Annotated in this window: 20 protein-coding genes; 10 read left to right on the forward strand and 10 right to left on the reverse strand. The window is 68.5% G+C overall.

What is annotated here, in order from left to right; genetic code table 11:
- Positions 1-25: 25 nt before the first annotated feature.
- From ruvC to GZ67_RS0110120, 3 genes are all read right to left on the reverse strand, one after another.
- Complete coding sequence (ruvC, locus tag GZ67_RS0110110) at positions 26-592, reverse strand: crossover junction endodeoxyribonuclease RuvC (protein WP_029263316.1); 567 nt, start codon at positions 590-592, stop codon at positions 26-28.
- 45 nt (positions 593-637) lie between these two features.
- Positions 638-1399 carry a YebC/PmpR family DNA-binding transcriptional regulator gene (locus tag GZ67_RS0110115; RefSeq protein ID WP_029263315.1) on the reverse strand — a complete coding sequence of 254 codons (762 nt, stop codon included), beginning with the start codon at positions 1397-1399 and terminating at the stop codon, positions 638-640.
- Between the two features lie 108 nt (positions 1400-1507).
- Positions 1508-2110: a hypothetical protein gene (locus tag GZ67_RS0110120; protein ID WP_029263314.1), complete on the reverse strand. Its 603-nt coding sequence runs from the start codon at positions 2108-2110 to the stop codon at positions 1508-1510.
- Between the two features lie 68 nt (positions 2111-2178).
- On the opposite strand from GZ67_RS0110120, the gene GZ67_RS0110125 reads away from it, so the two are divergent.
- The 4 genes from GZ67_RS0110125 (at position 2179) to GZ67_RS0110140 (ending at position 7099) form a co-directional block, all read left to right on the forward strand.
- Positions 2179-3573, forward strand: coding sequence for a pyridoxal phosphate-dependent decarboxylase family protein (locus GZ67_RS0110125; RefSeq protein WP_331280456.1), 1395 nt, complete (start codon positions 2179-2181; stop codon positions 3571-3573).
- Positions 3574-3666: 93 nt separating this feature from the next.
- Positions 3667-4614: an aminoglycoside phosphotransferase family protein gene (locus GZ67_RS0110130; RefSeq protein ID WP_029263312.1), complete on the forward strand. Its 948-nt coding sequence runs from the start codon at positions 3667-3669 to the stop codon at positions 4612-4614.
- A 359-nt stretch (positions 4615-4973) separates the two neighbouring features.
- Positions 4974-6344, forward strand: a complete 1371-nt coding sequence (locus tag GZ67_RS0110135; protein ID WP_081859953.1) for a reverse transcriptase family protein — start codon at positions 4974-4976, stop codon at positions 6342-6344.
- 74 nt (positions 6345-6418) lie between these two features.
- Positions 6419-7099, forward strand: coding sequence for a dienelactone hydrolase family protein (locus tag GZ67_RS0110140; protein WP_029263310.1), 681 nt, complete (start codon positions 6419-6421; stop codon positions 7097-7099).
- Here the strand turns inward: GZ67_RS0110140 and pdxT are convergent.
- Together pdxT and pdxS are read right to left on the reverse strand one after the other, a co-directional pair.
- On the reverse strand, positions 7096-7707 hold the full coding sequence (gene pdxT, locus GZ67_RS0110145; RefSeq protein WP_029263309.1) for a pyridoxal 5'-phosphate synthase glutaminase subunit PdxT: 612 nt from the start codon (positions 7705-7707) through the stop codon (positions 7096-7098). The two genes, GZ67_RS0110140 and pdxT, sit on opposite strands and share 4 nt — an antisense overlap.
- Positions 7697-8590 (reverse strand): pyridoxal 5'-phosphate synthase lyase subunit PdxS, encoded by an 894-nt coding sequence (gene pdxS, locus GZ67_RS0110150; RefSeq protein ID WP_029263308.1) that lies wholly within the window; start codon positions 8588-8590, stop codon positions 7697-7699. Before pdxS ends, pdxT begins: the two co-directional genes overlap by 11 nt.
- A 90-nt stretch (positions 8591-8680) precedes the next feature.
- Here pdxS and GZ67_RS0110155 point away from each other — a divergent pair, with 90 nt between their 5' ends.
- Both GZ67_RS0110155 and pdxY read left to right on the forward strand, forming a co-directional pair.
- Positions 8681-9988, forward strand: a complete 1308-nt coding sequence (locus tag GZ67_RS0110155) for an aminotransferase class I/II-fold pyridoxal phosphate-dependent enzyme (protein WP_029263307.1) — start codon at positions 8681-8683, stop codon at positions 9986-9988.
- A gap of 45 nt (positions 9989-10033) precedes the next feature.
- Positions 10034-10885 (forward strand): pyridoxal kinase PdxY, encoded by an 852-nt coding sequence (gene pdxY, locus GZ67_RS0110160; protein WP_029263306.1) that lies wholly within the window; start codon positions 10034-10036, stop codon positions 10883-10885.
- Between the two features lies 1 nt (position 10886).
- Here pdxY and GZ67_RS0110165 read toward each other — a convergent pair whose 3' ends face one another.
- The 4 genes from GZ67_RS0110165 to GZ67_RS0110180 all read right to left on the reverse strand — a co-directional run bounded on the left by GZ67_RS0110165 (position 10887) and on the right by GZ67_RS0110180 (position 15380).
- Positions 10887-11450, reverse strand: a complete 564-nt coding sequence (locus GZ67_RS0110165) for an HIT family protein (protein ID WP_029263305.1) — start codon at positions 11448-11450, stop codon at positions 10887-10889.
- Positions 11447-13372, reverse strand: a complete 1926-nt coding sequence (gene thrS, locus GZ67_RS0110170) for a threonine--tRNA ligase (RefSeq protein WP_231481771.1) — start codon at positions 13370-13372, stop codon at positions 11447-11449. Before thrS ends, GZ67_RS0110165 begins: the two co-directional genes overlap by 4 nt.
- Positions 13373-13542: 170 nt before the next feature.
- Positions 13543-14226, reverse strand: a complete 684-nt coding sequence (locus tag GZ67_RS0110175; protein ID WP_029263303.1) for a response regulator transcription factor — start codon at positions 14224-14226, stop codon at positions 13543-13545.
- On the reverse strand, positions 14223-15380 hold the full coding sequence (locus tag GZ67_RS0110180) for a sensor histidine kinase (protein ID WP_029273876.1): 1158 nt from the start codon (positions 15378-15380) through the stop codon (positions 14223-14225). The genes GZ67_RS0110175 and GZ67_RS0110180 overlap by 4 nt, the downstream gene beginning before the upstream one ends.
- A gap of 165 nt (positions 15381-15545) precedes the next feature.
- Between GZ67_RS0110180 and GZ67_RS0110185 the strand changes: the two genes are divergently transcribed.
- Genes GZ67_RS0110185 through GZ67_RS0110195 form a run of 3 tightly spaced genes read left to right on the forward strand, consistent with a single transcriptional unit; the run spans position 15546 to position 18330 of the window.
- Complete coding sequence (locus tag GZ67_RS0110185) at positions 15546-16496, forward strand: alpha/beta fold hydrolase (protein WP_029263301.1); 951 nt, start codon at positions 15546-15548, stop codon at positions 16494-16496.
- 34 nt (positions 16497-16530) lie between these two features.
- A complete protein-coding gene (locus GZ67_RS0110190) occupies positions 16531-16941 on the forward strand; it encodes a DoxX family protein (protein WP_029263300.1) in 411 nt (136 codons plus the stop codon).
- A gap of 39 nt (positions 16942-16980) precedes the next feature.
- A complete protein-coding gene (locus GZ67_RS0110195) occupies positions 16981-18330 on the forward strand; it encodes a cryptochrome/photolyase family protein (RefSeq protein ID WP_029263299.1) in 1350 nt (449 codons plus the stop codon).
- 38 nt (positions 18331-18368) lie between these two features.
- Here the strand turns inward: GZ67_RS0110195 and GZ67_RS0110200 are convergent, their stop codons facing one another.
- Positions 18369-19313 (reverse strand): DUF1254 domain-containing protein, encoded by a 945-nt coding sequence (locus GZ67_RS0110200; protein ID WP_029263298.1) that lies wholly within the window; start codon positions 19311-19313, stop codon positions 18369-18371.
- A gap of 145 nt (positions 19314-19458) precedes the next feature.
- Here GZ67_RS0110200 and GZ67_RS0110205 point away from each other — a divergent pair, with 145 nt between their 5' ends.
- Entirely contained in the window at positions 19459-21375 is a 1917-nt protein-coding gene (locus GZ67_RS0110205) for a heavy metal translocating P-type ATPase (RefSeq protein WP_051662455.1), read from the forward strand.
- The last annotated feature ends 122 nt before the right edge of the window (positions 21376-21497 follow it).

A 21497-nucleotide genomic window follows, 5' to 3' on the forward strand; every position in this document is an offset into this window, starting at 1 on the left:
CCTCAGCCTAGGGCGTGGTTCGGACCTATGTTCGAGCGACACGCTTCTCGGCGTCCGCCCATGCCCGTTGCGCCGGAGTCAGCGACCCCTGCCCGGATGCCGTGGGGCCACCGCGACGCCAGGCGTGGCACAGCGCGATCGCCAGGGCGTCCGCGGCGTCAGCCGGCTGCGGAAGCGCATCCAGGCGCAGGATGCGCGCGATCATGGTCTGCACCTGCCGCTTGTCGGCCGCACCGTAGCCGGTCACGGCGGCCTTGACCTCGCTCGGCGTGTGCGTGGCGGCGGGCAACCCGGACTCGGCCGCGATCAACAGCGCGACTCCGCTGGCCTGAGCCGTCCCCATCACGGAGTGGGTGTTCTGCTGGGCGAAGACGCGCTCGACCGCGACCGCGTCCGGGCGGTGCTCAGCGATCACGGCGCGGATGCCAGCGGCGACGATCGCGAGACGATCGCCGGTCTCCGCGTCCGGCGATGACCGGATCACTCCCACGTGCACCAGCGTGCCGCGACGCGAAGGATCGACGTCGACGATCCCGACACCACAACGCGTGAGCCCGGGGTCGATGCCGAGCACGCGCAGAGAGGAGGTCACTCCCCCAGGCTAGGCGCGCGAGGAGACACCGGCCGTCCGGCGCGCCTACGCGTCGTCGTTCTCGAGCTCGGCCTGCACCTCGGCCGACAGGTCGAAGTTGGTGAACACGTTCTGCACGTCTTCGCTGTCTTCGAGAGCATCGATCAGGCGGAAGACCTTCCGAGCGGTGTCGGCGTCGATCTCGACCTTGAGGTTCGGGACGAACTCGACGTCCGCCGACTCGTAGTCGATCCCGGCTTCCTGCAGCGCGCTGCGCACGGCCACCAGGTCGGTCGCCTCGGTGATGACCTCGAAGCCCTCGGCATGCGGCTCGATCTCCTCGGCTCCCGCCTCGAGCGCCGCCATCATGACGTCGTCCTCGGTGGTTCCCTCGGAGCCGACGACGATGACGCCCTTCCGGCTGAAGTTGTAGGCGACGCTGCCGGGGTCGGCCAGAGTCCCACCGTTGCGACTGAGGGCCGTGCGGACTTCAGCGGCTGCGCGGTTCTTGTTGTCGGTCAGACACTCGATCATGAGGGCGACGCCGTTGGGTCCGTAGCCCTCGTACATGATCGAGAGATACTCGACGGCTTCGCCACCGATGCCCGCACCGCGCTTCACCGCGCGGTCGATGTTGTCCTTGGGGACGGACGTCTTCTTGGCCTTCTGAACGGCGTCGAAGAGCGTCGGGTTGCCCGCCAGGTCGGGTCCGCCGAGCTTCGCGGCGACCTCGATGTTCTTGATGAGCTTGGCCCAGGACTTCGCGCGCCTGGAGTCGATGATGGCCTTCTTGTGCTTCGTGGTCGCCCACTTGGAATGCCCGGACATAAGTCTCCGCTCGTCGTATCCGCCCCGGAACGTGCCCAGGGCGTCGTCCATTCTATCGAAAAGCCGCGGTCGACCGAGCGGCGTCCACCGCGGCCGTCCGCGCAGCCCTCATTCGCGCGGGTCGCGGCCCTGCAGGGTCACCGGGGCCGCACCGATCTGCAGCAACATGCGCGATTCATCGCCGCGCGCGACGCGCACATGTTCGGTGATGTACCCCGCGACCTCGCCGCTCGGCTCACCCTCGGCACAGGTTCCGACCGCGGTGTTCGCCTGCCGGACGAGCGCCATCATCATGGGGACGCGCTGGAGGAGGCGATCGGCTTCCTCCGGCTTGCCGACAGCTTCGGCGATCGCCCGCTCGCCCTTCGTCTGGTAATCGCAGGCGAGCACGTGGGCTGCTCCGAACGCGGCCTGATCCCGCAACGGGGCGGTGGGATCGTGCAGGGCGTAGTAGCGGGCGACCTCGTCACGGAGCCACGGCACCAGCGGCAGGAGAGACTCCTGCGTCGCCTGATCGAGTTCTCCGCCCTGCAGCACCGGCTCCATCGCCGCCACGACCGCGTCCATCCATCCGCGCAGCGCAGTGGTGCGCGCCTCGTCTTCGGCGGCCCCGTTGATCATCGCCGACGCGCGATCGTAGACATGCAGTCGCTGCAGATTCATGTAGAGGTTGTTGAGGCCGATGAGTTGCCATTCCCGTGCGCCGATCATGCGCTCAACCCTACCGAGGCGTCGCGCGACCTCTGGCGCGAGAAGACACCCGGGTGTAGGCCTGAGGCATGAACGAGATGGCTCCTGACGACAGGTCGCGCGCACTGGATACCGCGCATCACGCCGCCCTCCGCTTCCTCGACTCGGTCGCCGAGCGACCGGTGTGGCCACGGGCTTCACTCGACGACATGCTGACGGCCTTCGGCGGCCCGCTCCCGGAACACGGCATGGATCCCGCGACTGTGGTCGAGGAGATGGCCGTGCTCGCCGATCCCGGCCTCGTCGCGATCCCCGGCGGCCGGTTCTTCGGCTTCGTGATCGGTGGCACCCATCCGGCCGCCCTCGCCGCCGACTGGCTCGTCTCGGCGTGGGATCAGAACTCGGGCTCGTCGACCCTCACACCCGCCACGGTCGCGATGGAACGCGTCGCCGGGCAGTGGATGCTCGACCTCTTCGGCCTCCCCGCGACCGCCAGCGTCGGTTTCGTCACGGGCGGGCAGCTCGCCAACTTCACCTGCCTCGCCACCGCTCGACATGCGGTGCTGGCGCGCGCAGGGTGGGACATCGCCGAGCAGGGATTCCACGGTTCTCCCCCGCTGCGGTTCGTCGTCGGCGCGGACCGGCACGGGTCCATCGACCGCGCCGCACGCTTCCTGGGGATCGGGCGAGCGGAACTGACGGTCGTCCCGTCCGACGATCAAGGGCGTATGAGCCCGGATGCGCTCGAGCAGGCTCTCGCCGGCGGCGACGGCCCCCTCATCGTGTGTCTGCAGGCGGGAGAGGTGCACACCGGCGCCTTCGACGACTTCGCCGCGCTGATCCCCATCGCGCGGCGTCACGGCGCCTGGGTGCACATCGACGGCGCGTTCGGGCTGTGGGCGGCGGCGTCTGCCGGGTTGAGCCACCTCACCGCGGGGATGGCGGATGCCGACTCCTGGGCGACGGACGCCCACAAGACTCTGAACGTGCCCTACGACTGCGGCATGGCGATCGTGCGCGACCCGGCGGACTCCATCGCGGCGTTCCGCACCGGAGGCGACTATCTGATCTATTCGGGGCTCGACCCGTGGGATGTGACGCCCGAGCTCTCGCGACGCGCCCGCGGGGTTCCCGCGTGGGCCGCGCTGCGCAGTCTCGGACGCTCGGGCATCGCCGAGCTGATGGACCGTCTGCACGCGAACGCCGTCGCGATGGCTGCGGGGCTCCGATCCGTGGAGACAGTGGAAGTCATCAACGACGTCGTCTATACCCAGGTCATGTTCCACCTCGGCTCCGACCGGGCGACGCGCGCGCTCGGCGCGGCGATCCTCACCGAGGGGACGGCGGCCATGACGGGTGCCGAGTGGGGCGGCCGTGCGGCCCTGCGGTGCTCGATGTCGTCGTGGGCGACCACCCCGGAGGATGTCGACCGCACCGTCGAGGCCATCCGCGGCCTGGTCGCCGCGGGTTCACGCGCCGAATGATCGAGATCGTTGGCCCTTCCGCCGGCTGCTGCTAGCGTCGAGGAACCCGTGCCCCGGGGATGCCGCGACGCTGCGAGCGAAGGGAACGACACGATGAGCGCAGGCGCCGATCGCCTTCGACCGGAGTGGACCGCACTCCCCCTGGTGCTGCGCGCGCGCATCGTCGACGTGATCGGAGGACGATTCGTCCGCGATGAACCGGCCCAGAGCGGATTCAGCGCGTCCTACGCGGGAGTGGTCACCACCACGAAGGGAAAGGCCTTCGTGAAGGCCTGCGCGCGGGACTGGCATCCTGATTCCCTGCACTTCCTCCGTACCGAGATGCAGGTGCTCGCGACGCTGCCACCGACGGTCGCCCCGGCAGTGCTGGGCGAGGTCGACGAGACTGCCGGTTCCGCGCTCGTGCTCGAAGCGATCGACGGACACCATCCCGGCAGCCCCTGGTCGGCGGATGATCTGCATTCGATCGCTGCGACCCTCCGCATCGTCGGCGCGACGAAAGCGCCGCTCGACCTGCCTGACGCGGCCGACAGCATGTCCGACTTCACCCGATGGGAGGATATCTCCCTCGATGAGCGGCTGCTCGCAGGTCTCCCGGACATGGTGCGTGGGCGGATGACCGACCTGCTGCGCATCGAACAGGGCTTCCGTGCTGCGGTCGGCGGAGACGTCATCGCGCACGACGACGTGCGGGCCGACAACATCCTCATCAGTGATGGGCACGCACGATTCGTGGACTGGCCGCACGCCCGCCGCGGAGCCCCCTGGATCGATCTCCCCTGTCTGCTGCCGAGCGTCGAGGCATCGGGCGGTCCCGCGTGCGAAGAGACATGGCCGCTGTTCGAAGAGCACGGAGCCCCGCCCGTTCACGACATGCTGCCGGTCATCTCGGGCTTCGCGTCTTACCTCTGGTTCGCCCAGGCGCAACCGGAGATACCGCAGCTTCCCGGACTCCGCGCGTTCCAGCGGGCGCAAGCCGGACCCGCGCTGCGGTGGCTCGCCGCCCTGCTGCAGGTTCAGGATCGCGCGGCGTCGAGGTAGGTCAGCACGGCTCGCACGCGACGGTTCTCCGCCGGCCACCTCGGTGCGCCCGCCGGAAATGATCGGTCACGGCAGACCATCAGGGCCGCGTAGTCGCGGCCAATCGCCGGGGGCTGCGGACGACGCCATCCGGACGTTGGTGTTCCTTGCTATCGTGGCCGCGTGCGATGGCTTGCGGACGAGGCGAGTGGTTCACGACGTGTTCCGCTCTCTCCGGGGTCACCCCGGGGTACGCAGTCTGACCTGGAACGAACGCCGCAGGCGCCTTACTGCGCTTCGCGCAGACCGGTGCCCGCACTGATGGACGAGTCGTACGCAGGCCATTGCACGCCCGGCGCCCGTTCCGCGGCTGCCCTCTGATGGCGCCCTCCACCGCATCACGCGTGCTGGGGCGCACGCCGCGACCGTTGCCGTCGTCGGTGGCCGCCTCTCTGGCCGACGCCTTCCTCGCCTCAGAGGTCTGGGCGAAGGAGCAGCTCGTCGACGCCGGCGCGTACGTCATGGGAGCGCGTCGCCGTTGGCTCTCTCCGCTCGTCGGCGACGTGTTGACCGCCTTCGTCCGCCCGCCTGTCGATGCCCCGCGACTGCTGACGTCGGTGATCCTCCGCTCGCCCGATTTCGCAGAAGCGGTGCGCAAGGCCGACGAGCGCCGTGCGCCGCTGCGCATCCACCACCGCGTGGTCGCTCCATCGGCGTCGCAGCCGCCCTCGGGCGCTCTTCCCCGCATCGACAGCATCCCGGATCTCGCCGCCATACTCGATCTGGACGTCGGCCGGCTCCAGTGGTTCGCCGACACCAAACAGTGGAATCGGCGCGCACGCTCAGGGGCCTTGCACCACTACCGATACGAGTGGCGCACACGGCACGGGCGGATCCCCCGGTTGCTGGAGATCCCGGAGCAACGGATGCGCCGCGTGCAGCGCAGTCTCCTGGAACAGGTGCTCGGCCTCATAGCCGTGAACGATGCCGCCCACGGTTTCATGCCCGGTCGCAGTGCGGCCACGGGGGCGGCGCGCCACACGGGGGCCGACATCGTCATATCCCTCGACCTCACCACGTTCTTCTCGCGCGTGACGGGCGGTCGCATCTACGGAACACTTCGGCAGTCGGGACTGTCCGAACCCGTCGCGCACGTCGTGACCGGGCTGTGCACCAACGCCGTTCCTCCGCGCGTGCTTGCTGCCATGCCACCGGGCGGATCATCCGACGAGCGGTTCGCCCTGCGTCGGGCTCTGGCCACGAGTCATCTGCCGCAGGGCGCCCCCTCCTCGCCTATGCTTGCCAACCTCGCCATCCGGCGCCTCGACTCACGGCTGACGGGATGGGCGGATGCCGTCGATGCGACCTACACGAGATACGCCGATGACCTCGCGTTCAGCGGCGGTCCGAGACTCGCGAAGCGACCTGATGCCTTCATCCGCGGTGTGCAGCGGATCATCGAGGACGAGGGGCACGTGGCCAACCCGCACAAAACGAGGGTCCGACGCCAGGGCGTCAGGCAGAGCGTGACCGGAATCGTCGTCAACCAGCGAACGAATGTCTCACGAGACGACTATGACCGGCTCAAGGCGACGATCCACAACTGCGTCGTGCACGGTCCGCGCAGTCAGAATCACCGCCGACTCGACGATTTCCGCGCACATCTGCTCGGCCGCATCTCGTGGGTCGAGAGCCTGAACCCCCAGCGAGGCGCGAAACTCCGGGCGGAGTTTCTGCGTATCCGTTGGTGACCGGTGCGACCAGGCACGAGTGGCCAAGTGACCCTACCGTCGGACGACCGGCACGGATGGCGCAGGATGGAGGCATGCGCAGATCACGACACATCACTCCTGCCGTTCGCACGTCGGACGTGCGCGACGACGCGCCGACCCCGGCAGACGTACTGCGGTATCTCGTCCACCTTCCGGATGACTACGACTCCGACCCGGGCAGGCTCTGGCCTCTGGTGCTGTTCCTGCACGGTGCGGGCGAACGAGGTTCCGACCTCGACCTCGCCGCGGTGCATGGCCCGCCGCGGTTGGCGGATGAAGGTCACGAGTTCCCCTTCGTCCTCGTCACCCCGCAGTGCGGTGAGTCGAGTCAGTGGGTCGCGGAGCTCTCGACCCTGTCCGGGCTGGTCGACGAGGTCGTCTCGACGCACCGCGTCGATCCGGCCCGCATTTCGGTGACCGGGCTCAGCATGGGCGGCTTCGGAACCTGGAGCCTGGCGGTGCGCTATCCCGAACGGTTCGCCGCTATCGCACCGATCTGCGGTGGGCTCTGGATGCAGAGTGCTGAGCCGATTCGGCACCTGCCCGTCTGGGCTTTCCACGGCGACGCCGACGATGTCGTGCCGATCTCCGCCACGGAGGAGATCACCACCGAGCTCCGGTCGCTCGACGCCGACGTGCGGTTCACGCGATATGCGGGCGTCGGTCATGATTCCTGGACCGAGACCTACGACAACCCCGAGCTGTACGACTGGCTGCTCTCCCACCGGCGCTAGCGCACGGACGTCCCGGCACGGGTCCGGGCCTTGTCGAGGAAGCGCTCATGGAAGCGCGTCTCGCCATCGACCTCCGGGTGGAAGCTCGTGCCGAGCAGGCTGCCCTGCTCGACGGCGACCACCGTGCCGTCCGTGAGCGATGCCAAGACGTCGACACCGGGGCCCACACGCTCGACCACCGGGGCGCGGATGAACGTCGCGCGCACCGGAAGCTCCCCCAGAGCGGGGACGGCGAGTTGCGTCTCGAACGACTCCGTCTGGCGCCCGAAGGCATTGCGACGGACGTCGATGTCCATCCCGCCGAAGGACTCCTGGCCGTCGATCCCGTCGAGCACCGTGTCCGCCAGCAGAATGAGTCCGGCGCACGTGCCGTAGACGGGCAGTCCGGCACCGATCGCGGCGCGGATCGGCTCCTGCATCCCGAAGATGCGGGACAGCTTGTCGATCACGCTGGACTCGCCGCCGGGGATCACGAGGCCGTCGACGGACGAGAGCTCTTCCGGTCGGCGCACCAGCACGACGTCGGCGCCCAGATGCGCGAGCAGGGCGGCGTGCTCGCGCACGTCGCCCTGCAGCGCGAGGACTCCGACGCGGGTGTTACCAGCCACGCTCGGCGAGACGGTGCGGCGCCGGGAGGTCACTCACGTTGATGCCCACCATCGCCTCGCCGAGCCCGCGCGAGACCTCGGCGATCACCTTGGCGTCGTCGAAGAACGTGGTCGCCTTGACGATGGCCTTGGCACGTTCGGCGGGGTTGCCCGACTTGAAGATGCCCGAGCCCACGAACACGCCGTCTGCTCCGAGCTGCATCATCATCGCGGCGTCCGCGGGGGTCGCGACTCCTCCGGCCACGAAGAGCACGACGGGGAGCGTGCCGGTCTCGGCGATCTCGGCGACCAGCTCGTAGGGCGCCTGCAGTTCCTTGGCGGCGACGTACAGCTCGTCCTTGGGCAGCGCAGCGAGGGCCGCGATCTCCCCACGGATCTTGCGGATGTGCTTCATCGCCTCGGAGACGTCGCCGGTGCCGGCCTCGCCCTTGGAGCGGATCATCGCGGCGCCCTCGTTGATGCGTCGGAGTGCCTCGCCCAGATTGGTCGCACCGCACACGAACGGCACGGTGAACTCGTACTTGTCGATGTGATTCACGTAGTCGGCCGGCGAGAGCACCTCGGACTCGTCGATGTAGTCGACGCCGAGCTCCTGCAGCACCTGGGCCTCGACGAAGTGTCCGATGCGCGCCTTCGCCATCACCGGGATCGAGACCGCGTCGATGATGCTGTCGATCATGTCGGGATCACTCATCCGCGAGACCCCACCCTGGGCACGGATGTCGGCCGGCACGCGCTCGAGCGCCATGACGGCCACGGCGCCCGCGTCTTCGGCGATCTTCGCCTGCTCAGCGGTGACGACGTCCATGATGACGCCGCCCTTGAGCATCTCGGCGAGGCCGCGCTTGACGCGCGAGGATCCGGTGGTTGTCTGCTCGGTCATGGGGAACTCCTGTCGGATGCACCGAAGTCGGTTTTGATCTAGATCAAACGTAGCACTGTCCGATTCGACCTAGAATCGCTGAGGAGGATCATGAGCGACCAGATCACAGGTACCACCGCGTCGGAGATCGCCGACAGCGTGCGTTCGCTGCGCGACCGCGGATCCCTGCAGCCCGGTAGCCTCCTCCCCCCGGTGCGCGAGCTGGCCGCGACCCTCAGCGTGAATCGCAACACCGCCGTGGCTGCGTACCGCCAGCTCGCTCAGGCCGGTCTCGTGGTCTCGCGCGGGCGTGCCGGCACCGTGGTCGCGGGCCACGAAACCGTGGCGCAGGAGGGTTACGCCCCCGACACTGTCCTCCGGGACATCGGCACCGGCAACCCGGACCCACGCCTCATCCCCGATCCGGCACCCGCACTGATGACCATCGCCTCGCGCCCCGTCCTCTACGGCGAGCCCGTGATCGATCGTGGTCTCGAGGATTGGGCACGGCGGTGGATCGCCGCCGACCTCGACGACGTCGACTTCCGCATCACCGTCACCAGCGGTGCCGTCGACGCCGTGGAGCGGCTGCTCGCGCAGGCACTGATGCGCGACGACGCCGTGGCGCTCGAGGACCCGTGCTTCCTGGCGAGCATCCACACGGTGCGACTCGGCGGATACCGGGCCGTTCCGGTGCCGGTCGACGCCGAGGGCATGACCGTCGACGGGATGCGTGCGGCATTGGACGCCGGAGTCCGCGCGATCATCTGCACCCCGCGCGCGCAGAACCCCACCGGAGCGAGTCTCACCGCGACGCGGGCCGCCGAACTGCGAGCGGTACTGGCCGACCACCCCTACGTGCTGATCATCGAGGACGACCATTTCTCGATGCTCTCGCAGCGCCGGTACGAGTCACTCATCGGTCCCGACCACCGTCGGTTCGCGCTCGTGCGCTCCGTATCGAAGTTCCTCGGACCCGACATGTGCCTCGCGATCGCGGCGACGGATGCCGAGACAGCGGAACGGCTCGCCATGCGTCTGAGCCCCGGAACCACCTGGGTGAGCCACCTGCTGCAGCGTCTCGCGTTGACGCAGCTCACCGACGACGGCGTGATGACCGAGGTCGCCGCAGCGGCTGCCCACTACGCGGAGCGGAATTCCGCCTTCGCGGAGCGACTGCGCGCCGGCGGCATCGATGCGACCGCATCCGACGGTATGAGCCTGTGGGTCGAACTGCCGCAACCCGCGCGCCTCGTCGCCGATCGGCTGATGCGCCGAGGGTGGCTGGCCCGCACCGGCGACGACTTCGCGCTCGATGACCGCGCGGACCCATCCCACCATCTGCGCCTGACCGTGCACGACCTGTCCGATGACGAGGCCGAGACCCTCGTCGCCGACCTCGTCGCCGCCGGGCGATGACCATCCTCGCGGGCACCCGCCTGCCCTGAACGAAAGAGCCGGAGAATGAAGATCCTCTCCATCCAGTCAGCCGTCGCCTACGGGCACGTCGGCAACTCCGCCGCGGTGTTCCCCCTGCAGCGCATCGGCGTCGAGGTGCTCCCGGTCTACACCGTGAACTTCTCCAACCACACCGGATACGGCGCCTGGCGCGGACCGATGATCGCTCCGGACGACGTCCGCGAAGTCATCACCGGCATCGAGGAGCGTGGCGTCTTCGGCCAGATCGACGCGATCCTCAGCGGCTACCAGGGCGGCGAAGGCATCGGAGACGTGATCATCGACGCGGTCGCCCGTGTGAAGTCCGCGAACCCGAGCGCCGTCTACGCCTGCGACCCGGTCATGGGCAACGCCAAGTCGGGGTGCTTCGTGGCCCCGGCGATCCCGGTTCTGCTGCGAGAGCGCGTCGTCCCGGTCGCCGACATCATCACGCCGAACCAGTTCGAGCTCGGCTTCCTCACCGACACCGAGCCGGACACGCTCGAGTCCACCCTCGCCTCCGTCGACCTCGCCCACGCGATGGGTCCGAGCACCGTGCTGGTGACGAGCGTCGAGCGGCCCGACCGCGAAGAGGGCACCATCGAGATGCTCGCCGCCGACGCGCAGGGTGCCTGGCTCGTGCAGACCCCGCACCTGCCGATGAAGGCGAACGGCTCCGGGGATGTGACTGCGGCACTGTTCACGGCGCACTACGTCGAGACCGGCAGCGCGAAGATCGCTCTGGAGCGCACGGCATCCAGCGTCTACGACCTGTTGAAAGCCACGCTCGAATCCGGTGAGCGCGAGCTGCAGCTCGTCGAGGCGCAGGAGTTCTACGCGAACCCGCAGATGCAGTTCACCGCCCGTCAGGTGCGCTGAGCTACTCCGCAGTAGGCTCCGACGCCGGCCAGGCGTTCGCCACGGCCTCCCGCACCTCGCCGAGGAGCTGCGGAAGCGCCTTGGTCTTCGCGATGATCGGGAAGAAGTTGGCGTCCGATGTCCACCGCGGCACCACGTGCTGGTGCAGGTGGGCGTCGACGCCGGCGCCCGCCACCGCGCCCTGGTTCATGCCGATGTTGAAGCCGTCGCAGCGTGACACCTCGCGCAGCACACGCATGGCCGTCTGTGTGAGGGCACCGATCTCGGCGACCTCGGCGGGCGTCGCCTGGTCGTACGTGGCGATGTGGCGATACGGGCACACGAGCAGGTGCCCCGAGTTGTACGGGAACAGGTTCAGCAGCACGTAGGCCGTCTCGCCGCGCGCCACGACCAGCCGCTCCTCGTCCGGGAACTTCGGCGCCTCGCAGAACGGGCACTCCTCCCGCAGCGGCTCCGGCCCCGCCTGGATGTACGCCATCCGATGCGGGGTCCACAGCCGCTGGAACTCGTCCGGAACCCCGGCGAGGAGTCCGGCATCTTCCAGCGGCTGCGCCCCGTCGGTCACGCCAGGTCCCCTGCCTTCAGCACGAGCGCGTGCGAGGCGATGGCGGCGCTGATCCGACGTACCGCATCCGCCACCGGGACGCCGTTCTCCTGCGTCCCGTCTCGGAAGCGGAACGACACCGTGCCCGCGGCTCGATCCTGCTCCCCGACGATGAGGATGACGGGGACCTTCGCCGTCGTGTGGTTGCGGATCTTCTTCTGCATGCGGTCGTCGGAGTGATCGACGTCGGCCCGGACGCCCGCCTCGCGCAGCCGCGCGATGACGTCGTCCAGATAGTCTCCGTACTGCTCCGCGACCGGGACGCCGACAACCTGGCTGGGCGCGAGCCAGAGCGGGAAGTCGCCGGCGTAGTGCTCGAGGAGGATCGCGAAGAAGCGCTCGACCGAACCGAGGAGCGCGCGGTGGATCATGACCGGCCGGTGCTTCTGCCCGTCGGGTCCGGTGTACTCCAGCTCGAACCGGTCGGGCTGGTTGAAGTCGAGCTGGATGGTCGACATCTGCCAGGTGCGTCCGATCGCGTCGCGTGCCTGTACGGAGATCTTCGGACCGTAGAAGGCGGCGCCGCCGGGGTCGGCGACGAGTTCGAGTCCGGACTCGATCGCGACCTCACGCAACGTGTCGATCGCGGTGGTCCACTGCTCCGGCTCGCCGAGGAACTTGGGGTTCCCCACCTCGTTCGTCGACAGTTCGAGGTAGAAGTCGTTGAGGCCGTAGTCGCGGAGCAGGTCCAGGACGAGGTTCAGGTTCGTCGTGAGCTCGTCCTTGACCTGGTCCTGAGCGACGTAGATGTGGGCGTCGTCCTGTGTCAGGCCACGCACGCGGGTCAGACCCGACAGCGTCCCACTCTTCTCGTAGCGGTAGACCGTCCCGAACTCGGCCAGACGCAGCGGCAGCTCGCGGTAGGAACGCCCGCGCGAACGGAAGATGAGGTTGTGGAACGGGCAGTTCATCGGCTTCAGGTAGTAGTCCTGCCCTTGACGGGTGACGTTGCCCTCCTCATCGACGACCTCGTCGAGGTGCATCGGGGGGAACATGCCGTCCGCATAGGTCTGCAGGTGACCCGACGTCATGAAGAGGTCCTTCTTCGTGATGTGCGGGCTGTTCACGAGGTCGTATCCGTTGCGCAGCAGGTGCTTGCGCAGGTTCTCCTCGATCTCGTAGCGGATGATGCCGCCCTTGGGGTGGAACACCGCGAGTCCGGAGCCGATCTCGTCCGGGAAGGAGAACAGGTCCATCTCGGCACCGAGCTTGCGGTGATCGCGGCGCTCCGCCTCGGCGATGCGCTCCTGGTAGGCACGCAGCTCGTCCTTGGTCGGCCACGCCGTGCCGTAGATGCGCTGCAGCTGCGGGTTCTTCTCGCTGCCGCGCCAGTAGGCGGCGGCGATGCGGGTGAGGTCCCAGCCGTTGCCGATCATGCGCGTGTTGGGCAGGTGCGGCCCGCGGCAGAGGTCCTTCCAGACGACCTCGCCATCGCGGGTGGTGTTGTCGTAGATCGTCAGCTCACCCTCGCCGACCTCGACGGAGGCCCCCTCGGCGGCTTCCTTCCCGCCTTTGAGCCCGATGAGCTCGAGCTTGAACGGCTCGTCCGCGAGCTCGGCGCGCGCCTCGTCGTCGGTCACGACACGGCGGACGAAGCGCTGGCCCTCGCGGACGATGCGCTGCATCTCCTTCGTGATGGCCTTGATGTCGTCAGGCGTGAACGGGGTCTCCACGCCGAAGTCGTAATAGAACCCGTCGGTGATGGGCGGGCCGATGCCGAGGTTTGCCTGCGGGTTGATGCGCTGCACCGCCTGCGCCAGCACGTGGGCAGCCGAGTGGCGGAGGATGTTCAGCCCATCCGCACTGTCGATCGTGACCGGCTCGACCTCGTCGGTGTCGGTCACGGTCGTGGCGAGGTCCTTGAGATCGCCGTTGACGCGCATCGCGACGACGTTTCGGTCAGTGAACAGGGCGAAGCCATCGTGCGGCCGGGCGTTTTCAGGCACAGAAACTCTCCATCTGGGTCGGTGTCCAGGTTACTCGCATGATCACGGGGTCCTGACCGCTTCGCGACGGTGTCGGACACCCTGACCGGTGCCGCCGTCGGTCACCCTCAGCCCGGCTGGTCGGCGCCGCGCGAGGGGACGATGATCCCCGACTCGTACGCGTGGATCACGAGCTGCGCACGATCGCGTGCGTGCAGCTTCGACATGATGCGGTTCACATGGGTCTTCGCGGTGTGCGGTGAGATCACGAGGCGGTTCGCGATGTCCTGGTTCGACGCCCCGCCCGCCACGAGCAGCAGCACCTCGCGCTCCCGCTCCGTGAGCTGTCGCAGCGGCTCGGTGTGCCAGGCATCGGCTCGCGGATGCTGCGGCAGCACGGAGCGCTCGATCAGCGACCGTGTTGCCGCCGACGACAGGAGAGCCTCACCGCGGTGCACCACTCGCACGGCGCTGACGATGTCGTCCGGCTCGGCCCCTTTGCCGATGAAGCCACTCGCACCGGCGCGGAGCGCGGCGACCACGTAGTCGTCCTCCTCGAAGGTCGTCAGGATGAGCACGCGGGTCGCGGTGGACTGCGCCGCGCTCGTGATCTGCGCGGTGGCGGCGATGCCGTCGAGCTCCGGCATCCGGATGTCCATCACGACGACGTCCGGCATCGACTCGCGCACCGCAGTGACCGCCTCACGCCCGTTCGCTGCTTCGCCCACCACTTCGATGCCGTCGTCGACGAGGATGTCGCGGACCGCCTGCCGCACCAACGGCTGATCGTCGACGACGAGCACCCGGATCATCGTGCACCTCCGTCGAGGGGGATCCGCACCTCGAGGCGGAAAGCGCTTCCATCGCGGCCGGTCTGCACATCTCCCCGGACCGCGACCACGCGCTCGCGCAGTCCACGCAGCCCGTGGCCACCCGCACGCGACACCGCCTCGGATTCCGTCGCCACCTGGTTGTCGACGACGACACGGAGCGACCCGCCGTCCGCTCGGAGCCGCACGGTCGCCGCGCCATCCGCTCCGTGCTTGTGCGCATTCGTCAATCCTTCGAGGACCACGAGGTAAGCCGCATGATCACTGGCCGGCGACAGAGCAGGCCGATCGGGATCGTCCTGGAGATCGACGCGCAGCCCCGCCTCGCGGAACTGCACGACCAGCTCGTCGAGACCGGCGAGGCCGACCTGCGGACGAAGGTCGCGAACATCATCCGGATCGTCGGAGCGCAGCAGCGCCATCAGCCCACCGATGTCGGCGAGCACGGTGCGAGAGGAACGGCGGATGGTGCTCAGTGCCTCCCGCGCACGCTCCGGGCGGGTCTCCAACGCGGATGACGCGACGCCCGCATTGAGACTGATGACCGAGATCTGGTGCGCGACCACGTCGTGCAGATCGCGCGCGATGCGCACCCGTTCTTCGGCGACACGTCGTCGCGCTTCCTCGTCCCTCCCCCGCTCGGCCCGCTCCGCGCGTTCGGTCATGGCGGAGACGAACTCGCGTCGTGACCTGGTCGCGTCCCCCAGCGCTCCGGCGAGGGCGATGATGAAGACGAACTGCAGCGCGCGGGCATCGAAGAGATCCCCGCCGAGCGGGATCGCGTTCGAGAAGAAGACGATAGCCGTCGCCGAGGTCACGGAGATGATCCCGATGAGTCGCCCTCGACGGTCCACGACGGCGAAAGCACTGATCGCCATGGCGATGAGCGCGCTCGGCGACAGGACACCCGCGAATGCCAGGACCACTGCGCACAGCAGGCTGACGACGAGCACGACGAGGGGATGCCGGCGACGGAACAGCATCGCGACCGCGGGAACGAGGGCGACGACCAGCTGCCATCCGGTGGCGCGGAACGCCTCGTCCGGGAAGGGCGACACGGCGAAGACGACCACCACGGCCACGGCGATCACGTCGGTGAGCGGCGCCGCGATTCGTGGGGGACGAGGTGCCGGCATCTCACCAGTATTCCTCGCGACGCCGATTCCCGGATCCTCCGCCGGGATGAGCTGCGTGTACTGCGATCGCAGTACACGGGTGTCTGCGGCAGGGCGACGCGGCAGCGGATGCCGCGCGGCACGCTGGGATGAGGGCGCACAGCGCGTGCGCCGAGAGAGGTCGGCATGAAGAAGCCCGTCAAGAGAGTGCTCATCGCACTCACGTCCGTCGTCGCCGTCATCGCGGTCGGACTGGTGGCCACCACGGTCGGCAACGCGGTGGCGACCGCGGTCGAACAGGATCGCATCGAGCCGTACGGGCAGAAGGTCACCGTGGACGGGCACGAGATGAACGTCATGATCACCGGTGAGGGCTCGGAGGACATCGTTCTCCTCCCGGGTTTCGGCACCGCATCCCCGGTGCTCGACTTCGAGCCGCTCGTCACCGAGCTGGCCAAGGACCATCGCGTGATCGTCGTGGAGCCGTTCGGTTACGGGCTGAGCGACGGGACGGATCGCGCCCGCACCACCGACAACATCGTGACCGAGACGCACTCCGCCCTGCAGGAGCTCGGCGTCGACGACTACGTCCTGATGGGGCATTCCATCGCCGGCATCTACGGCATCCAGTTCGCGAACCGCTATCCCGATGAGGTGCGGGCGTTCGTCGGAATCGACAGCAGCGTCCCCGGACAGCCCGGCTCGGACACCGAGCTGCCCGTCGGGCTCTTCGGCGCGGCGAAGAACCTGGGGCTGGTGCGACTGATCGCGTCGTTCCGTGGCACGGGTTACGACGAGTCCGTCTACTCCGTAGAGGCGCAGGAGCAGTTCGCCCTGCTCACCAACCGGAACACGCTGAGCCCCACCTACCTGAACGCGATGTCTCTGCTCCACGCGAACTTCGAGGATGCGCTCGGCACGAGCTTCCCCGAAGACCTCCCCCTGCTGCTGTTCGTCGTGGCCGACAATCCGACGGTCCCCGCCTGGGTGGATCTGCACGAGGAGCAGGCCGCGGCCGTCGACGATGGAACGGTCGTGCCGCTCGATGGGACGCACTACCTCCACCACACGCACACGCCGGAGATCGTCGACGGGTTCCGCTCGTGGGAGCGCACCAGGATGCCCGCCGCGGAGTGACGCCGGAGCTCTGGACATCACGTAACGTGAACGGATGGACAGAGCAGTCGCACGATGGATTCTGGCGGTCGCGCTCGGCGCGATCGGTGTCGGCCACTTCCTCAGCACCCGCGGGTTCCGGGTCGTGGTGCCCGATTGGGCCACTCGCCTGACCAGGCTCGACAAGGACACGATCGTGATCGCATCGGGCGCCGCAGAGGTCGCGCTCGCGGCGGGGCTCCTCGCGCTACCGAAGGAGCGCCGCCGCATCGGCTGGGCGACGGCCGCATTCTTCGTCGCCGTGATGCCCGGGAACATCCACCAGTGGCAGACCAAGCGCTCGACGCCGGGACTCGACACGGATGCTCGGCGGTTCGGCCGGCTGTTCCTGCAGCCGGTCCTGGTGCTGTGGGCGCTGTGGTCGACCGGCGGCGAGACGCCCCGCCGAAACCACCGTCGGCGTTGAGAGACAGACCATGCCCGTGAGCTCGAAGAGAATGGTCCCATGACATCCCCCTCGCTGGTGTGGTTCCGCGACGACCTCCGCCTCGCCGACAATCCGGCGTTGCGCGCCGCGATCGATCGAGGTGAACCGGTCATCGCGCTCTATGTGCTCGACGAGGAGTCGCCGGGCATCCGCCCCCTCGGCGGCGCAGCCCGCTGGTGGCTGCACCACTCGCTGGCGTCGCTCGACGCGCGTCTCCGTGAGCGTGGCGGTGCACTCGTGCGGCGGCGCGGCCCCGCCGCGCGCGTCGTGCGCGAGACGGTGGCGGATGTCGGCGCCGGCGCCGTGTTCTGGAACCGACGGTACGGGGGCGCCGAGCGCGAGATCGACTCATCGCTGAAGTCGGCACTCCGGGCCGAGGGGCTCGAGGTCGCGTCCTTCGCAGCATCCCTGCTGCACGAGCCGTGGACCGTGACGACCGGCAGCGGCACGCACTATTCCGTCTTCACCCCGTTCTGGCGCGCGTGTCTCGCGCTGCCGGCACCACGCGCGCCGCTTCCGGAGCCACGGACAGTCGATGGCCCGGATCATGTCCCCGCCTCCGATGCTCTCGACGACTGGGATCTGCTGCCCACCCGGCCGGATTGGGCCGGGGGCCTGCGCGACACCTGGGAGCCTGGGGAACCCGCCTCCCGGCGACGCCTCACGGAGTTCCTCGCTCACGACCTCCCCTCGTATGACCGCGCGCGCGACGAACCCGCTGCCGGTGCGACCTCGCTGCTCTCCCCGCGGCTGCGCTGGGGAGAGATCAGCCCCTTCACGGTCTGGCACGAGGCCGTCGGCGTGGACGGTGCCGGCGGATTCCTCTCCGAGCTCGGTTGGCGGGAGTTCGCTTGGCACACGCTGTACCGCTCCCCCGACCTCGCGACCCGGAATCTGCGTCGCGAGTTCGACGCATTCCCCTGGCCGCCCCTCGATCCCACGCATCTGGAAGCCTGGCAGCACGGCGAGACCGGAGTGCCGCTGGTGGATGCGGGAATGCGGGAGCTCTGGCACACGGGCTACATGCACAACCGCGTCCGAATGGTCGTGGCCTCCTTCCTCGTGAAGAACCTGCTGATCGACTGGCGACTCGGCGAGGAGTGGTTCTGGGACACGCTCGTCGACGCCGACGAGGCCAACAACCCGTTCAACTGGCAATGGGTGGCGGGCTCCGGTGCCGATGCGGCCCCGTACTTCCGCGTTTTCAATCCCGAGCTGCAGGCGAAGAAGTTCGACCCGCAGGGGCTCTACATCTCGCAGTGGGCCTCCGAAGCACCGACCGAACCGATCGTCGACCTCGGTGAGACCAGGAAGGCCGCGCTCGCGGCGTACGACGAGGTCAAGCGGGCACCACGAGCGCCTTCCTGATGCTCGAAGACGGCGAGGTCTGCACCGCCGGGGTGTGGTCAGCCGGCGATGATCTCCGGCACCTCCCATGAGGAGAGCTCACCGAGCCGCGGCCGGTAGAGCCGGATCAGGAGGTTCCAGCCCTCCGGGAGGGGAATGGAGTTCGCGGCATCGTCGCCGTGGTCGCCGAGGCGCACGGTGGTCGATCCGTCCTCGTTCTTGGTGGCGAACACCGAGTTGACGTTCGTGGCGCCGATCGGCCCGGGTTCGAAGTAGCCGGCCGCGTTGTAGACGCTGACCGACCAGAACGCGTCGGCGGGCACGTCTCGGAAGGTCATGGTGTAGCGGCCGACGGGAAGCTTGGGGTCGATGTTGATGTACGACGCCTCCGCATCGGGAAGGCCACCCCAGCCCAGCGCCGTGCCGACCAGGTGACGCACGGGGTCGACGTCTTCCTTCGCTCCGAAGCATCCCGACAGTCCACCCATCGTCTTGCCCAGCACGAGCAGGGCTTCGCGAACCTCGACGTAGCTGTCGTGGTCGTATTCGGGGTGAGAGAACTCCTGCGTACCGCTCGCGGTGAGAGTGATCTGGTCCTGGATCGCATTCACCGCTTCGAGGTCACTCGGACTTGCCGGGTCGAAGAGGATGCGTGCCGCGGCGATGACGTGCGGGGTCTCGAACTCCTCGATCGTGAGGGGATAGGAGCCGGCCCGATGGAAGACACGGTTGATGTAGTGGTCCTGGTTGATGATCATGACCGAGACGTACCGGTCTCCGACCTCCGGCAGTGTGAGGGTGACGGGGCCCCCACTGAGATCGATGATCGCGACCGAATAGAGCGTGTCGCGGTTCTGTCGAATCACCGGTTGCTGCTCCAGGGGCGGGAGCGCACGGTCGTGGTGGAACACGCCCACCCCGCCGATGATCGGCAGCATCCGGTCGATCATCGTGTCGGTTTCTACCCGCGTGAAGTTGTCGACATCGACGATCTGGGCACTCATCCGGGGCTCCTCGCTGCTCTGTTGCCCACACACTATCGGGTGGGACGGTCGCCGGTGAGGCGCGCGGAATCGACGCGGCTCGCGCTGCATCCGCGAGTCGTTCCGCCGCGGTGGACGTGCGCACCGATACGCGGGAAGCTGGGGCATGAGGTTTCTCCGCGTGCTCTGGCGATATCCGGCGATCACGACGACCGTCCTCGTGTTCGTGAGCGTGCTGGTCCTCCACGCGGTCGATGCCCCGGCCCTCGGACGTGGGGTCGCCACCGGTTACGTGGCGGTGTTCGTCGTCTGGACCCTCGTCGGAATGGTGCGCGACGTACTCCGTGGCCATGTCGGCCTCGACATCCTGGCGGTGGTCGCGATGGTGGCGACGCTGGCCGTCGGCGAGTACATCGCCTCGCTCATCATCGTGCTCATGCTCTCCGGCGGAGAGGCCCTCGAGGACTTCGCCGGCCGTCGAGCGAAGCGTGACCTCTCGGCTCTGCTGGATCGGTCTCCGCGCATCGCACACGTGCTCGTGCACGCGGAGTCCGCGGAGTCGGATGAGGTCAGGGATGTGCCCGTCGACGAGGTCGCCGTCGGCGCCGTACTCCTCGTGCGCCCGTCGGAGATCGTCCCGGTCGACGGCGAGCTCCTCACGTCATCAGGCACGTTCGATGAGTCTTCGTTGACCGGTGAGAGCATGCCCGTGTCACGTGAATCCGGAGACGAGGTGCTGTCCGGGTCCATCAACGGAAGCCGTGCCGTGCGGATCCGGGCCGTCCGCAGCAGCGCGGACAGCCAGTATCAGCAGATCGTGGCGCTCGTGCACGCCGCGGAAGACTCCCATGCGCCGGTGGTCCGCCTGGCCGACCGCTTCGCGATTCCATTCACCGCGGTGTCACTCGTCCTGGCAGGGACGGCCTGGGCGGTATCGGGCGAGGCGTCGCGATTCGCCGAAGTCCTCGTGCTCGCGACTCCCTGCCCGCTCCTGATCGCTGCCCCGGTCGCGTTCCTCGGCGGCCTCTCGCGTGCGGCGAAGACAGGCGTGATCATGAAGGGAGGGGCCGTCCTCGAGCTGATCGCCCGTGTGCGGTCGGCCGCGTTCGACAAGACGGGCACGCTCACTCAGGGCCGACCGGAGCTCGTCGACGTCCGGCCCGCGAACGGCTTCGGCGCGGATGAGGTCCTGCAGCTCGCCGCCTCGGCGGAGCAGTACTCGACGCACGTGCTCGCCGAGGGGATCCGCCGCGCAGCAGAGGCGCGCGGAATCACGCTCCTCGGCGCCGCCGAAGCTCGCGAGGAGGCCACGAACGGTGTCGTCGCCGAGATCGACGGAAGAGAGGTGGTGGTGGGCAAGCCCGCTTATGTGGCGGCTCTCGCGCCCGACACTGCGCGGGCGACGCTCGAGCTGAGCCAGGCCGCAGCATACGTCGCGGTCGACGGTCGCTTCGCCGGGGTGCTCGTCCTCGCCGACCATCCGCGGCCCGAAGCAGCGGCTGTCATCGCGTGGCTGCGCACACACGAGGTGGATCGCATCGTCATGCTCACGGGCGATGTCGGCCCGACGGCGGAGTCGGTGGCTCATCAGGTGGGCATCTCCGAGGTCCACGCTGAACTGCTGCCGCCCGAGAAGGTCGCTCTCGCCGCTGAGCTGCAACCGCGCCCGGTCATGATGGTCGGCGACGGCGTCAACGACGCACCCGTCCTGGCCGCCGCGGACATCGGCGTCGCCATGGGAGCCAAGGGCGCGACGGCAGCTGGCGATGCCGCCGACGTCGTGATCCTCGTCGATTCGCTGGCGAAGCTCGTCGACGCCGTCTCGATCGGTCGTCACACGCTGCGGGTCGCTCTCACCGCGATCTGGATCGGCATCGGGTTGAGCATCGGACTCATGATCGTCGCGATGACCGGGCTCATCCCCGCTGTCGTCGGGGCGCTCGTCCAGGAACTCGTCGACCTCGCGACCATCCTGTACGCGCTCCGCGCGCTGGGCGGCCCCACGACAGTGCTCCCGGCCGCCTCCGTCTCCCCCCGCACGGGCGCCGAACAGCGCGACGATTCACCTCAACGGATGACGTGAGACGCGGACTCCCGGCTCACTGGTCGAACGCGAATCCTGCCCATTCTTCGGTGGGTGGGGGGCACAGTCCAGGAGACGCGGTGACAGCACCGTGGCGATTCCAGGACGATCGGTCGAAGCCG

Source organism: Microbacterium sp. Cr-K20 (genome assembly GCF_000708325.1).
Lineage (GTDB): Bacteria > Actinomycetota > Actinomycetes > Actinomycetales > Microbacteriaceae > Microbacterium.